Source organism: Corynebacterium sp. c3Ub_189 (genome assembly GCF_039907195.1).
Lineage (GTDB): Bacteria > Actinomycetota > Actinomycetes > Mycobacteriales > Mycobacteriaceae > Corynebacterium.
Genome location: NZ_JASBOF010000006.1, coordinates 1 through 13,278 on the forward strand (window position 1 = coordinate 1; position 13,278 = coordinate 13,278).

Annotated in this window: 13 protein-coding genes; 10 read left to right on the forward strand and 3 right to left on the reverse strand. The window is 58.3% G+C overall.

Annotation, left to right across the window (positions count from 1 at the left end; all coding sequences use genetic code 11):
* Nucleotides 1-36 precede the first annotated feature (36 nt).
* Together QKD99_RS04225 and QKD99_RS04230 are read left to right on the forward strand one after the other, a co-directional pair.
* Nucleotides 37-1,068: an ATP-dependent 6-phosphofructokinase gene (locus QKD99_RS04225; RefSeq protein ID WP_284766251.1), complete on the forward strand. Its 1,032-nt coding sequence runs from the start codon at nt 37-39 to the stop codon at nt 1,066-1,068.
* A gap of 65 nt (nt 1,069-1,133) precedes the next feature.
* Entirely contained in the window at nt 1,134-2,117 is a 984-nt protein-coding gene (locus tag QKD99_RS04230) for a bile acid:sodium symporter family protein (RefSeq protein WP_347950798.1), read from the forward strand.
* Between the two features lie 13 nt (nt 2,118-2,130).
* Here QKD99_RS04230 and QKD99_RS04235 read toward each other — a convergent pair whose 3' ends face one another.
* Nucleotides 2,131-2,916, reverse strand: a complete 786-nt coding sequence (locus tag QKD99_RS04235) for a DUF4261 domain-containing protein (protein ID WP_347950799.1) — start codon at nt 2,914-2,916, stop codon at nt 2,131-2,133.
* 57 nt (nt 2,917-2,973) lie between these two features.
* Here QKD99_RS04235 and gatB point away from each other — a divergent pair, with 57 nt between their 5' ends.
* The 4 genes from gatB (at nt 2,974) to QKD99_RS04255 (ending at nt 8,389) form a co-directional block, all read left to right on the forward strand.
* Entirely contained in the window at nt 2,974-4,479 is a 1,506-nt protein-coding gene (gene gatB / locus QKD99_RS04240) for an Asp-tRNA(Asn)/Glu-tRNA(Gln) amidotransferase subunit GatB (protein WP_250412317.1), read from the forward strand.
* Between the two features lie 138 nt (nt 4,480-4,617).
* Nucleotides 4,618-5,670, forward strand: coding sequence for an NAD(P)-dependent alcohol dehydrogenase (locus QKD99_RS04245; RefSeq protein ID WP_347950800.1), 1,053 nt, complete (start codon nt 4,618-4,620; stop codon nt 5,668-5,670).
* A gap of 203 nt (nt 5,671-5,873) precedes the next feature.
* Nucleotides 5,874-7,301, forward strand: coding sequence for a hypothetical protein (locus QKD99_RS04250; protein WP_347950801.1), 1,428 nt, complete (start codon nt 5,874-5,876; stop codon nt 7,299-7,301).
* Nucleotides 7,302-7,318: 17 nt separating this feature from the next.
* Nucleotides 7,319-8,389, forward strand: coding sequence for an aldo/keto reductase (locus QKD99_RS04255; RefSeq protein WP_347950802.1), 1,071 nt, complete (start codon nt 7,319-7,321; stop codon nt 8,387-8,389).
* Nucleotides 8,390-8,408: 19 nt separating this feature from the next.
* Here the strand turns inward: QKD99_RS04255 and QKD99_RS04260 are convergent, their stop codons facing one another.
* The gene (locus tag QKD99_RS04260) at nt 8,409-9,101 is read right to left on the reverse strand and encodes a LysE family transporter (RefSeq protein ID WP_284766245.1); all 693 of its coding nucleotides are present in this window, start codon (nt 9,099-9,101) and stop codon (nt 8,409-8,411) included.
* Nucleotides 9,102-9,171: 70 nt separating this feature from the next.
* Here QKD99_RS04260 and QKD99_RS04265 point away from each other — a divergent pair, with 70 nt between their 5' ends.
* From QKD99_RS04265 to QKD99_RS04280, 4 genes are all read left to right on the forward strand, one after another.
* On the forward strand, nt 9,172-10,044 hold the full coding sequence (locus QKD99_RS04265; RefSeq protein ID WP_284766244.1) for a LysR family transcriptional regulator ArgP: 873 nt from the start codon (nt 9,172-9,174) through the stop codon (nt 10,042-10,044).
* Nucleotides 10,045-10,113: 69 nt separating this feature from the next.
* On the forward strand, nt 10,114-11,064 hold the full coding sequence (locus QKD99_RS04270; RefSeq protein ID WP_347950803.1) for a DoxX family protein: 951 nt from the start codon (nt 10,114-10,116) through the stop codon (nt 11,062-11,064).
* 11 nt (nt 11,065-11,075) lie between these two features.
* Nucleotides 11,076-11,654, forward strand: coding sequence for a hypothetical protein (locus QKD99_RS04275; protein WP_284766242.1), 579 nt, complete (start codon nt 11,076-11,078; stop codon nt 11,652-11,654).
* Nucleotides 11,647-11,961 carry a transcriptional regulator gene (locus QKD99_RS04280; RefSeq protein WP_250410889.1) on the forward strand — a complete coding sequence of 105 codons (315 nt, stop codon included), beginning with the start codon at nt 11,647-11,649 and terminating at the stop codon, nt 11,959-11,961. Before QKD99_RS04275 ends, QKD99_RS04280 begins: the two co-directional genes overlap by 8 nt.
* Here QKD99_RS04280 and QKD99_RS04285 read toward each other — a convergent pair.
* A complete protein-coding gene (locus QKD99_RS04285) occupies nt 11,936-13,210 on the reverse strand; it encodes a glycosyltransferase family 87 protein (RefSeq protein ID WP_347950804.1) in 1,275 nt (424 codons plus the stop codon). The two genes, QKD99_RS04280 and QKD99_RS04285, sit on opposite strands and share 26 nt — an antisense overlap.
* Between the last annotated feature and the right edge of the window lie 68 nt (nt 13,211-13,278).

The window sequence follows — 13,278 nt, forward strand, 5'->3', positions numbered from 1 at the left end:
CTGCAGGCCTAAAAATCGCGCGCTAGATTGGTAGATATGCGTCTAGGTGTTTTAACGTCCGGCGGCGATTGCCCCGGCCTCAATGCTGTAATCCGTGCGGTAGTGCGTACCGCGTCCAATGAATTTGGAGATACCGTTGTAGGTTATGAAGACGGCTGGGTGGGCCTGATGGAAGACCGCCGGCGTGATCTTTATGACGATGCGGAAATCGACCGTATTCTGTTGCGCGGCGGCACCATCCTGGGCACCGGCCGCCTGCATCCGGATAAGTTTAAAGCAGGCCTTGACCAGATTAAGTCCAACATGGCGGATGCCGGGGTGGATGCCCTTGTCGCCATCGGTGGTGAAGGTACCCTCAAGGGCGCAAAGTGGCTTTCTGATAACGGCGTGCCGGTAGTGGGCGTGCCGAAGACCATCGATAATGACGTCAATGCCACCGACTACACCTTTGGTTTCGATACCGCCGTTTCTGTGGCCACCGATGCTATCGACCGTCTGCACACCACCGCAGAGTCCCATAACCGCATCCTGATCGTGGAGGTTATGGGCCGCCACGTGGGATGGATTGCCCTGCATGCGGGCATGGCCGGTGGTGCGCACTACACCGTGGTACCGGAGGAGCCTTTCGATATCGCGGAGATTACGAAGGCGATGGAACGCCGCTTCCAGATGGGCGAGAAGTACGGCATTATCTGCGTGGCAGAAGGCGCCCTGCCAAAGGAAGGGACGATGGACTTCGAGGCCGGTGGCGTCGATCAGTTTGGGCACCAGACTTTCAATGGCATCGGCCAGGTAATCGGCGATGAAATCAAGGCTCGCACCGGGTATGACGTACGTACGACCGTGCTGGGGCATATCCAGCGCGGCGGCACGCCGACGGCATATGACCGCGTGCTTGCTACTCGCTACGGCGTGCACGCAGCGCGCGCCATCCACGAAGGCAAGTCTGGCATGTGCGTTGCCCTCCATGGTGAGGATATTGACCTCGTCCCGCTGGAAGATGCCGTGGGCACGTTGAAGACGGTGCCGGAAACGCGTTACCGCAACGCCCAAGCGCTCTTTGGCTAGAGAAGCCCTTTCTTTTCGAATATTAAGATAGCGCTCCCACTGGGTGGGAGCGTATTCTTTTGCCCATGAGTATCGATAGCATGACAGATAATCGGGTGGAGGCGCCTGCTGCGCCCTCCTCAGCGCAAGACCGCCAAGCGCTCATTGCAGCGCTAGGCTTTCCCGTGCTCGTGATTATCGGTGGCGTGGTGGGATACCTCGCGCCAGAGACCGCAGCTTCCTTCGCCCCGCAGGTCACCCCATTGCTGGGTATTGTCATGTTCGGTATGGGCCTAACCCTCAAGCCGGTGGATTTTGCCTTGGTGGCACGCCGTCCGCTGCCCGTTCTCATCGGAGTAGTAGCGCAGTTCGTCATCATGCCGCTGGTGGCGCTGCTGGTGGTCGCGGTGATGGATCTACCCGATGCTGTAGCGGCTGGCGTTATCTTGGTGGGCTGCGCGCCCGGCGGTACGAGTTCCAACGTGGTGTCTTACCTTGCGCGCGGTGATGTGGCTCTGTCGGTGACCATGACGTCCATTTCCACCCTGTTGGCGCCGGTTCTTACCCCATTGCTGACCTTGTGGCTGGCAGGGGAGTACATGCCGGTCTCCGCCTCCGCCATGGCGTGGTCCATTGTGAAGGTCGTGCTCATTCCGGTTGTCGCCGGCATTCTCATCGGCATGATGATTCCCCGAGTGGTGGCAAAGATTAACGCGGCATTGCCGTGGATCTCGGTTGCGGCCATTTCCGCCATTGTGTGCATCGTGGTCAGCGGCGCGCACGACACCATCGCTACCGCCGGCGCACTCGTCTTTGCCGCAGTGGTAATCCACAATGGCTGCGGCTACGGCTTGGGCTACCTAGCCGGAAAGTTGGCCAAGCAGCCGGTCGCCGCACGGCGCACCATGGCCGTCGAGGTGGGAATGCAAAACTCCGGCTTGGCCACCTCCCTGGCATCGACCTATATGAACCCATTGGCCGCCCTGCCAGGTGCCGTCTTTTCGGTGTGGCACAACCTCTCTGGTGCGGTGCTGGCAGCCATCTGCCGCTATTCGGATTCCCGGAAGTAGGGCGGAAGAACTCCTAAAAATTAATCGTGACCGCAGGATAGGACTCGTCTACAAACCAGGGCTCTTTCTGCACGGTCAGAGGGGGCTGGTCTTGCTCGAAAGATAGGGTGTCGCCGTCTTTGACGGTGGCGCCTTGCAGAACATGGTCTGCGATATTGGCCAGCTTGTAATAGAGATCGGTGGGATCCATGGATTCGGTGGCCGCCTGGACTTCAGGGTGTCCGGCTTGGACCAGCCCAACGGTATAACCCAAGATTTTGTTTTCTTTTTGGGTAAGCCACACCGGAGCGATGTGCATTGGGGCAAGGTTATCCCGAAAAGCCTCGAGGAAAGTATTCGGCGCGATAGAAACGTTGCCGCGCGGGTTATGGACTATCAGGCAGTCGGGGTGCTCGGCTACCACCGCAGTGGCCTTGGAGAGTAGCTCAAGGTGATCGCGGCGGGCCTCGCGGAATTGCTTCGCGCGATCATCTTCGGTCTCTTGGGGAAGCACGGATACGAGGATTTGTGCGGTGGCGGAATCGAGGCCGCGGGAATCCGCGCTCAAAATGGGGTGGAGGCCATAGCTATCGCGAGTGGGAGGGGTATCGACGGCTTGGTAGTGCAATAGGAAGGAATCATCAAGCTCGACCATGATGCTTCCCGGATTCTTGCCCGGCATGATATCTCCCAGGCGATCGCCAAAAGTGGTGGTCAGGCGTTCGCTTACCTCCTCAGGGGTAGGGGCAGTGCGGAAGACTGCGATGTTGATCAATGGGGCATCGATAAGCGCGGCATCAACGCTATGTGGTGTAGTCATAATATTCAGCTTAGGGGCGTGAGCGCGCGGGCGCATGGACGTATTAAGATGGCACGCATGACTGCTGCGATGTATGACCTGATGGACTTCGATGAGGTCCTAGAAAAGTTCGAACCGGTAATGGGCATGGAAGTCCACGTAGAGCTGGATACGGAAACCAAGATGTTTTCTACCTCTCCTACGAACTTCAACGCAGCGCCTAATTCCAACGTTGACCCGGTCTCCCTGGGTCTGCCCGGTGCGCTGCCGGTAGTTAACTCCAAGGGCGTGGAGGGCGCCATCAAGATTGGCCTGGCGCTTAATTGCTCCATTGCGGAGTCCTCCCGCTTTGCCCGCAAGAATTACTTTTACCCGGACCAGCCGAAGAACTATCAGATTTCCCAGTACGACGAGCCGATTGCCTATGACGGCTACCTGGACGTTGTACTGGAAGACGGCACCGAGTGGCGCGTGGAAATCGAGCGTGCCCACATGGAGGAAGACACCGGCAAGCTGACCCACCTCGGTGGTGCAGACGGCCGTATTCACGGCGCCACGGCATCCCTGGTGGATTGTAACCGTGCGGGCATTCCTCTCATTGAGATCGTTACCAAGCCGATCATTGGCGCCGGTGAGCGCGCGCCCGAGGTGGCTAAGGCCTACGTTTCCGCGCTGCGTGAGCTCGTTGCAGCCTTGGGCGTTTCCGACGCCCGCATGGATCAAGGCTCCATGCGTGTGGACTCCAACCTATCCCTGCGCCCGGTGGGCCAGGAAGAGTTTGGTACCCGCACCGAGACCAAGAACATTAACTCCCTGCGTTCCGTGGAGCAGGCGGTTCGCTTCGAAATGCAGCGCCAGGCGCAGGTGCTTGAAGATGGCGGCACCATTGATCAGGAAACCCGCCACTATCAAGAGACCGACGGCACCACCGCCAAGGGTCGTCCAAAGGAGACGGCGGAGGACTACCGTTACTTCAACGATCCGGACCTGCCGCCGGTCATCGCACCGCGCGAGTGGGTAGAAGAGCTGCGCCAGACCCTTCCGGAGCTGCCATGGGTTCGCCGTGCGCGCATCCAGGAAGAGTGGGGCATCAAGGATGAGGAGATGCGCGACTTGGTCAACGCCGGCGCCCTCGACCTCATCGTGGATACCGTTGAGGCCGGCGCGAAGCCGGACGAGGCGCGCTCCTGGTGGGTTTCCTACCTGGCCGGCAAGGCCAACGAGCAGGAGACCGATCTTGCTGGTCTGTCCATTACCCCGCAGCACGTGGCGCGCGTTATCGCGCTCGTCAATGAGGGCAAGCTGACCACCAAGCTCGCGCGCAAGGCCGTTGACGGTGTGTTGGCGGGCGAGGGTGACGTCGACGAGGTCGTCGAAAAGCGCGGCTTGGAGGTCGTGCGCGATGACGGCGCCATCGAGAAGGCCGTAGATGACGCGCTGGCCGCCAACCCGGACATTGTGGAAAAGTACCGTGCCGGCAATAAGAAGGTCACCGGTGCCATCGTGGGTGCGGTCATGAAGGCCACCCAGGGCAAGGCCGATCCGGGCCAGGTCAATAAGCTCATCGCAGAGAAGCTGAACTAAGACCCCCACATAGCCAGCCGCGTCTATCCCTCCTCAACGAGAGGGGCGTGGCTGGCCTTTTTGGTTTTCCTTCCCCGTTAGAGTTGGTGACTATTTTCGTTAGGCGAGGTCAGTGGGGTTACGCGTAGGGTCGTGGGCATGACAATTAAGAGCAAAGTATTGCAAAAGGAAAGCCCTGAAGCACCATTCAAGGTCGTAGAAATCGAGCGCCGCGATCCGCGAGAAGACGACGTGGTCATTGATATCAAGGCTGCAGGCATCTGCCACTCCGATATTCACACGATCCGCAACGAGTGGGGCCAGGCCCACTTCCCCCTGACGGTGGGCCATGAGATCGCCGGCGTTGTGGAAGCTGTGGGCGATAAGGTCACCAAGTTCAAGGTGGGCGACCGCGTTGGCGTGGGCTGCCTGGTGAACTCCTGTGGCGAGTGCGAACAGTGCCGCAACGGCCAGGAGCAGAACTGCCTGAACGGCAATGTGGGCACCTATAACTCCGAAGATGTAGACGGCACCATTACTCAAGGCGGCTATGCTCAGAAGGTGGTAGTCAACGAAAACTTTGTGTGCACCATCCCGGAGGGCATCGACTTTGACGTCGCAGCCCCGCTGCTGTGCGCCGGAATCACCACCTATTCGCCGCTGGCCCGCTGGCAGGTCAAGGAAGGCGATAAGGTTGCCGTAGTAGGCCTTGGCGGCTTGGGCCACATGGGTGTGCAGATCGCTGCGGCAAAGGGCGCGGAAGTAACCGTGATTTCCCGCTCCCTGCGCAAGGAAAAGGAAGCCTATGAGCTGGGTGCGAAGCACATTCTGGCCACCGGTGAGGACGAAGACTTCTTTGCCAACCACCGTGGCGAATTCGATGTCATCTTGTCCACCATTTCTGCCCAGTACTCCCTCAATGACTATCTACAGCTGCTGAAGCCGCGCGGCATCATGTCCGTTGTGGGACTTCCGCCGGAGGAGCTGGGAGTACACATGAGCAGCCTCGTCGGCGGCGGCAAGGTGCTTACGGGCAATAACATCGGCGGCATTGCAGAGACCCAGGAGATGCTGGACTTCTGTGCCGAGCACGGTATCGGCGCCGTCATTGAAAAGATCGGCGTTAACGATGTTGACGACGCTTATGAGCGCGTGGTGGCAGGCGATGTAAAGTTCCGCTTCGTGATTGATACCGCGACCTTCGACGACTAAAGCGTTAGGTTGATTTCGCTGCATCCCCAAATGTGATTTATCACAACATCGGTATGTGCCAGTAGGTGTTTAACGGGTCACTTACGTACCATTCCTTAAGGAACGCATATCGGTGTTGTGTTGCCCACGTGCTGGGGGAGTGGGGGACAAGGGGCCGCGCACACTAGTATGCGAGAGATATTCGCTACAAAAGTTAGGCAACTGTGTCTTCTAAAAACATTATCGCCATCGCTATGTCCTTCGTGGGCTTGCTGGTCGGCGCCGGCTTTGCCACAGGCCAAGAGGTGGTGCAGTACTTCACCGCCTTCGGTTCCTGGGGTATTCCCGGCATCATTATCGCCGCACTCATCATGACCCTTGCCGGTACCGTGTTCTTGCAGCTGGGCAGTTACTTCCACGCTTCTGAGCACAACACCGTTTTTCGCAATGTCACCCACCCGATCGTCTCCAAGTTGCTGGACATCGCGGTCATCATCACCCTCTTTGCTATTGGCTTTGTGATGTTGGCTGGCGCGGGTTCCAATATGGAGCAGCAATTTGGCTGGAAGACTTGGATCGGCTCCACGCTCATGCTGGTCTTGGTTTTGATTGTCGGCATGCTCGACGTGGACAAGGTATCCAAGGTTATTGGTGCCGTAACGCCGACCATCATCATTGCGGTCATCGGCGTGGCCATCTACACCGGCCTCAATATGCCGGATGACATCGGCGCAGCTATGGATGCCTCCAGCCAGATCGACACCCCGATTGGTAACTGGCTCATTTCCGCACTCAACTACAACGGCCTTGCCCTGATGCTCGCCGTGTCCATGTCCCTGGTTATCGGTGGCGATAATATTAGTCCGCGCGAGGCCGGTTGGGGCGGCGTTGTAGGCGGCGTCATCTACTCCATCATGATGGGCCTTGCCGGATTCTCCTTGCTGATGAACTCGGACAAGGCACAGGGCTCCGATATTCCGATGCTGTCTCTGGTAGATAGCGTTAACCCGACGCTCGGCTCCATCATGGCGGTCATCATCTACTTGATGATCTTCAATACTGCTATCGGCATGTTCTACGCTTTGGGCAAGCGCCTATCTGCCGGTCATGAGAAGCGCTTCCCGGTTATCTTTATCGTTGGCTGCTTGGCCGGTTTTGCCGTGTCCTTCGCCGGCTTTAAGACCCTGATGAACTACATCTACCCAGTCATCGGCTACATGGGCATTCTGATGGTGGCCATCTTGGTCTTTGCTTGGTTCCGCAGCCAGTCTCAGATCCAGGATGAGGCCGTGCGCCGTGAGCGCGTACGTGCCCTCATGCACCTGAAGCTGCACCCAGACAAGGACTACGACGCCGAGCGCTACGACGATGAAATTGGCCAGCACATCGAGGACTCCAATATGGACAATGAGGCCCTCTATGATGAGCTGGTGGAGGAAGTCACCGAAGAGCTCGATGGCGACGACGACGTGGACTTTGACAAGGAAAAGTACGAAGAAAATCGCCACGATCACTCTTACTACACCGAGCGTGATGCGGTAGAAACTGACCGCACCCCGGAAGAAATTGAAAAGTGGGTCGAAGAAACCGGCGCATCCGGCGACCCTGAGGAAGATGAGGAGCTGCCAAAGGCTGACAATTCCAAGAATTAAGCGGACAATGGGGTGCCATGAGTATCTATGCACCCGCATCTGACCGTTATGATTCGATGGAGTACCGCCGAGTAGGCAACTCTGGGCTGAAGCTGCCGGCCATTTCCCTTGGCCTATGGCAGAACTTCGGTGACGACCGTCCCCTGGCCACGCAGCGCGACATCCTGCGCGCGGCGTATGACCGGGGGATTACTCATTTCGATTTGGCCAATAACTATGGCCCTGAACCAGGCGCCGCAGAGGACAACTTCGGACGCATCTTCGCCCGTGATTTTCGTCCCTTCCGCGATGAAATGATCATCTCCTCCAAGGCCGGCTGGGTAATGAATGATTCGCCCTACGGTTTCGGCGGCTCCCGCAAGTACCTGGTGAGCTCCTTGGACGCTTCTCTGAAGCGCATGGGCTTGGATTACGTGGACATCTTCTACCACCACCGTCCGGACCCGGATACCCCGCTGGAGGAGACCCTGTATGCACTGCGCGATATCGTAGCCTCCGGCAAGGCCCTGTATGTGGGCATTTCTTCCTATGGCCCGGAGCTCACCGATGAGGCCGTGGAGTTTATGGAAGATGAGGGCTGCCCGCTGCTGATTCATCAGCCCAGCTATTCCATTCTGAATCGTTGGATTGAGCGCCCGGGCGAAGACGGCGAGTCGCTGCTTGATGTTACGGCGCGCACTGGCCTGGGCGTTATCGGCTTCGGCCCGTTGGCACAGGGCATGCTGACGGACCGCTATATCGACGGCATCCCTGCAGATTCGCGTGCGGCGAAGAATAAGACCCTGGAAAAGGACTGGCTCAATGAGGAAAACCTTTCCATGATCCGCTCGTTCAACGATATTGCAGGCGAGCGCGGGCAGTCTCTGGCTCAGATGGCCATCTCGTGGGTGCTGCGTGATCAGGGCGATCGCACGCTTACCTCGGCGCTGTTGGGTGCTTCTTCTGTGGAGCAGCTCGAGCACAACCTGGGCGCGCTGGACAAGCTTGACTTCAGCGCGGAGGAGCTGGCTGCGATTGACGACGCCGCCCATGACGCCGGCATCAACCGCTGGGCAGGCGCCACCGCCTCCCGCGTTCGCGGCGACTAGGCGCAGTGGTGCTCGTTCCCTAGAGCAGGAGCAACTTGAGCGTTAGGCCAATCATGATGACGCCGATGCCGAAGTTGATCCAGCGCCACACTGTGGGTCGGGACAGCACGTGGGAGAAGCGCGCCGCGCCAAAGCCGATGAAGGGGAACCAGGTGAAGCTGGCGCAGATTGCACCCACGGCGAAAAGCCAGCGCCCCGATTCACCATATTGATTAGCAATGCTGCCGAGCATGACCACTACGTCTACGTAGGCGCCTGGGTTGAGCCATGTTAAGGCCAGGGCGGTCAATAGCGGCTTAACCCATGAAGGGGAGCGCTTGATCTCGACGCGAGTTGCAGTCTTGGTCGTGCTGCGCGCCCTAGAGCCATCGAAGGAAGCGACTTCCTGCGGTGCCTTCGGCTGCGTGGATTCCACCTCGATGGCCTCGCCTTTGGTCTTGAACGCATCGCGGAAGCAGGTAAAGGTGAAATACGCCAGGTAAGCGGCGCCAACATATTTCAAAACCTGCAGGGCGTTGGGGAACTTTTCTACCAAATAGCCCACGCCGGCCGTGCCGGAGGTGATCAGGATGACGTCGGAAAGCGCGCAGACGACAATGATGAGGCCAATGTGGTCGCGGCGAATGCCGTACTTGAGCAGCATGGCATTTTGCGGGCCGACGGCCACGATGAGTGATAATCCCAGGAAGAAACCAGCAAGCACGATGGACATGCCTTCCAGTGTGAATTCCTGGCCTGAATTAGTCCAGTTAATGAATCTACAGTTGGTTTAGAATAGCTTCATGAACCCGGTGCACTTAGAAACTTTGCTTGCCATCGTGGACGAAGGCAGCTTCGATGTTGCCGCTGCCGTACTCGGTATATCGCCGTCTGCGGTAAGCCAAAGAATTAAGGCCCTAGAGTCGAGCACCGGTCGAGTGCTCCTTCGCCGTGCTACCCCGGTAACCGCGACAGAAGCGGGGGAGATCTTGGTGCAATCCGCACGCCGCATGGCGTTGGTACAGGCAGAGACGGATGCCCGCCTAGGCCACCGCCTGGCCCGGGTCCCGCTCTCAGTCGCTGTGAACTCGGATTCCCTAGCGACATGGTTCCGCAGGGTGCTTAGCGATACCGCGCGGCGAGGTGATGTCGCCCTGCGCATCCGGATTGAGGATGAGGCCCGCACCCTGGCCATGTTGCGGCGTGGAGATGTGCTTGGCGCGGTAACGAGGGAAGCCACACCGGTCTCAGGGTGTGAGTCTAGCTTTTTGGGTACGATGCGTTACTTCCCAGTCGCGGCGCCGCATATTGCAGAAAGCTTTCATAGTGGCCGCTTGACCTGGGAAACCATGCCGCTGGTGGGATATGGGCCTAACGACCAGGTTTTGGACGATGCGATGCGGGAGCGCTTCATTGATTCGTCCGTGGTGCGTGCCCGGGTGTCACAGATCCCTTCGTCCGAGGGCTACCTCGAGGCCGTTCGCGTTGGCCTGGGGTGGGGATTGCTGCCCCAAGCTCAAGCGCTGCCCCTACTGGCGGCAAAAGAGCTGGTGCTTCTCGACGACTCCCCGCTCGATATCGACCTTTACTGGCAGCGTTGGCGATTGGAATCGGAGGTATTGGGTGAACTTACGCGTTCGGTCATCGAAGCTGCGAGCGGCTTGGTGGCCACATAGCGCGCAAGCTCGTGCGGCGCGCCGTGGTGGGTACCACAAAAGTGCAGGCACGTGCCCTAAGTTGGAGCTATGAGCGATAAGCAGCAACCGGATAAAGCCACCCCGTTTGATGAGGATATGGACGTGCCTACATACAACGCGAAGCCCGCTAGCAAGGATTCTGTCTCCGGCCAGGAGAAATCTAAGCCGGGCCTCTTCGAGCGCGCCGGCCGCGCCGAGCCGCAGGAGATCAAGCCTTCCCAGGCGCAGCAGGACCACCCGGAAACCGAGGTACTGTCCTATTCCAGTGCAAATGAAGCCGCACGTCAGGACAGCGGTGCAGGCGAGGAGACCGTAGCCTTCGCGCAGCCGGAGTCCACCACGCAGGCTAGCACAGAGCAAGAGACGGAACTTGCTACTGCCGACGCCCCCGTGGAGAGCACCCTCAGCACCGAAACCGCAGAGGAGCGCGAGGCACGCCTACAGGCGGGACAAGAAGAAAAGGAAGGCTATCAGCGCTATGGTCGCCGCGGCACCATCGACTTCGGCCTTCTATTCATCCGCTTGGCGCTGAGCGCTTACCTTATCGTCGCCGGTGCAAAGGCTTTCTTTACCCTTGGCGATAGTGAGGGATTGTCCGGCCTGGAAGGCGATTTTGCCAACTATGCATGGGATACCGCACTGTCTATCGCGGTGCCGACCATGCAGCTTATCGCTGGTGTCTTCTTGCTGCTCGGCCTCATTACGCCGCTGGCTGCCATGCTTGGTCTGGTGGTGACCGGCTTTACCGCCGTCCACGAGCTCGCCCAGACCGATGCCGGCCTGGATGTCTTTAGCTGGCCGGAATCCGTATGGCTTTCCTTGGTCCTCTTTGTCATAGCAGTGGGCCTGCAGTTTACTGGCCCAGGCTTTATCTCCCTAGACTTCAAGCGTTCCTGGGCACGCCGCCCGCTGGGTACTTCCTGGGCCTTTGTTCTCATCGGCATCGCCATCCTCGCCGCACTCTGGTTCTTCGGCGCAGGCGTTAATCCGTTGAACTAGGCGCTAATAGATTGTCCGTCGCAATAGCGGCGGATTTTCTTTTGCTCTTGCTTTCCATGGCGGAAAGTATGATACTTTCTAAAGTGGAAAACAACGAAAAGTCGAAGGTGAAAGGAACGGCGAGAATGGATGAAAGCGTGCACGAGGCACTGTCCTTCAACGAGGAAGTGGAGAAGGAGCAAAGCGACGGACGGAAGACTGCGCTTAATGCCTTGTTTGCTGCAGCGTTGGCGGTACTTTGGTTTATCTTGAGCCAATGGGGGAATGGCATACCGTGGTGGTTGTCCCTTGGTTTAGTGGTGGTCTGCGTGGGAGTGGCTCTCTGGGTTGGCGCTCAGAAGCGCAACGTGCGCGCAGGTTATAGGCAAGATCCCTTCGCCCAGCCGCAGCCGGATAAGAAATACTATTTCGGAATCATTCTGATATTTTGCCCTACGTTCCCCCAGATCTTCCTCGAAGGACACCTGGCCACTGCGGCTGTAGTATTCACGCTGTGGGGCATCGCTGTATTTTGGGTTTTCAATTCCGGTGCGATGGATCTGTCCACGCGGGACAGTGCAAGTGGCAAGCGGGCAAGCGGCGATGAATGAGCTCGATCCAGTAATCCACCCGCTTAATCGCTTTAAAATTTGTGCGGTGCTCAACGCGGCTGGAGCAGTGGAAGGCGCCATCAACAAAGAGATGCGCTTTGCCGCGATTCGAGACAAGGTGAATCAATCCGATGCCACGCTGTCTAAGCAGCTAAGCGCACTGGAAAAAGAGGGGTATATCAGTCGCTTTCGCGAGTACGGGTCCTCGCGTGGCAAGGACACGGTATGGGTGATGCTCACGGCAAAAGGTAAGGCCGCATTCGATTCGCACCTTGCAGCGCTTAAGACACTAGCGGGGCAGGAGTAGCGGTACTCGAGTTCTGGGTAATGCGCTGGGAGGCATAGAAAGCGGCTGCGAAAAGTGCGACGGTAAGCACGGTGAGCCAGACAAAGTCATCCACCCAGAACTTTTGGTAGCGCTCCATGGCGTGGACATCGACTTGATCGCCCCACCACCACTTAGGTGGAACTGTCAGTAGCATGGCTGCCCAGGCGATAAGGACGGTCAGGAGGCTGCCCGCGGCCCAACCTGACGGCAGCCAGGTCCAGGCGCGGTAGACAAAGACCGGGATGATGAGCGTGAGCCAGACCCAGTGGTGCGACCAGGAAACAGGGGAGATGAGGAGGAGGGTGAGGGCGGTGACCAATTGGGCGTCGACAAGCAGATGCTCCTCGCACAGTCGCTTGATAAGCCACGCCGAGATAGCAACAACCACGAGGGAGGCTGCGAGCCACGCAAGGTTGATGGTCAGTCCATTGGCCTCCATGGCTTCCGAAGAGGAATACATGCGCTGAATAGCGCCCTTGATGGAACTATTGGACTGGTAGTCGGTTGCCACGCCGAAATCGCCGCCAGAGCCCATATCGAGCAATTTAGAGCTGAAGAACTCCACGAACGCGTCCCAGCGGAAGGCTGCGGCAAGCAGCGTGGCAGCGACTGCGGAAAGGAAGGCCGTGGCAATCTGCTTCCATTCCTTGCGCACGAGGAAGTAGAGCAGCATTGCCAGCGGGGTAATTTTGATAGCGGCGGCTAGGCCAATCAAGATACCTTGGGGCAAGAAGCGCTTGCGTGGAACCAGGTCGAGGATAACCAGCGTCATCACCACGATATTGATCTGCGCAAAACCATTGTTGAGGTCAACCGGCTCAAAGCGCAAGGCAATGGCCCAGGCAATGGCGGTAATGGGTAAGAGGAACTCCGGCTTCTTCAGCACCGCCTTGAAGACAAAGTAGAGGCAGACGAGCAGGAGCAGATCGGACAGGACGACCATGATGTCGCCCGCCATATCGTGGTCAATGCCGTCAAAGGCCGTGAGCGGAACCATGACGAGCGCGCCAAAGGGTGGATAAATGAAGGGAAGTTCAATGTCCCCGGCTAACATGGGTTCGCTATAGACGGAGCGGTGCTCAAGGAAGGCCTTGACACCCTCGCGGTAGACCACCATGTCAATGGGAAAGTCCGTGATGCGGGTGTCTTGAACAACCTTCCTGGCGCCAAAAATGAGGCCCAGCAGAGCTAAGGCATAACGGAAAAATGGGGTGCGCGCGAGTTTCATCGCAGTACACTTTATGCGATCTGCAGGTAAACGGGCGTGCACCCCACCGAGGCTCACAGGGATTTAGC

What these genes read in the sequence shown, in the direction of transcription:
- QKD99_RS04270 (WP_347950803.1), top strand. Translation starts at nt 10,114, where the DNA reads ATGAGCGATAAGCAGCAACCGGATAAAGCCACCCCGTTTGATGAGGAT.
- QKD99_RS04245 (WP_347950800.1), top strand. Translation starts at nt 4,618, where the DNA reads ATGACAATTAAGAGCAAAGTATTGCAAAAGGAAAGCCCTGAAGCACCA.
- gatB (WP_250412317.1), top strand. Translation starts at nt 2,974, where the DNA reads ATGACTGCTGCGATGTATGACCTGATGGACTTCGATGAGGTCCTAGAA.
- QKD99_RS04265 (WP_284766244.1), top strand. Translation starts at nt 9,172, where the DNA reads ATGAACCCGGTGCACTTAGAAACTTTGCTTGCCATCGTGGACGAAGGC.
- QKD99_RS04260 (WP_284766245.1), bottom strand. Translation starts at nt 9,101, where the DNA reads ATGTCCATCGTGCTTGCTGGTTTCTTCCTGGGATTATCACTCATCGTG.
- QKD99_RS04285 (WP_347950804.1), bottom strand. Translation starts at nt 13,210, where the DNA reads ATGAAACTCGCGCGCACCCCATTTTTCCGTTATGCCTTAGCTCTGCTG.
- QKD99_RS04230 (WP_347950798.1), top strand. Translation starts at nt 1,134, where the DNA reads ATGAGTATCGATAGCATGACAGATAATCGGGTGGAGGCGCCTGCTGCG.
- QKD99_RS04225 (WP_284766251.1), top strand. Translation starts at nt 37, where the DNA reads ATGCGTCTAGGTGTTTTAACGTCCGGCGGCGATTGCCCCGGCCTCAAT.
- QKD99_RS04280 (WP_250410889.1), top strand. Translation starts at nt 11,647, where the DNA reads ATGAATGAGCTCGATCCAGTAATCCACCCGCTTAATCGCTTTAAAATT.
- QKD99_RS04235 (WP_347950799.1), bottom strand. Translation starts at nt 2,916, where the DNA reads ATGACTACACCACATAGCGTTGATGCCGCGCTTATCGATGCCCCATTG.
- QKD99_RS04255 (WP_347950802.1), top strand. Translation starts at nt 7,319, where the DNA reads ATGAGTATCTATGCACCCGCATCTGACCGTTATGATTCGATGGAGTAC.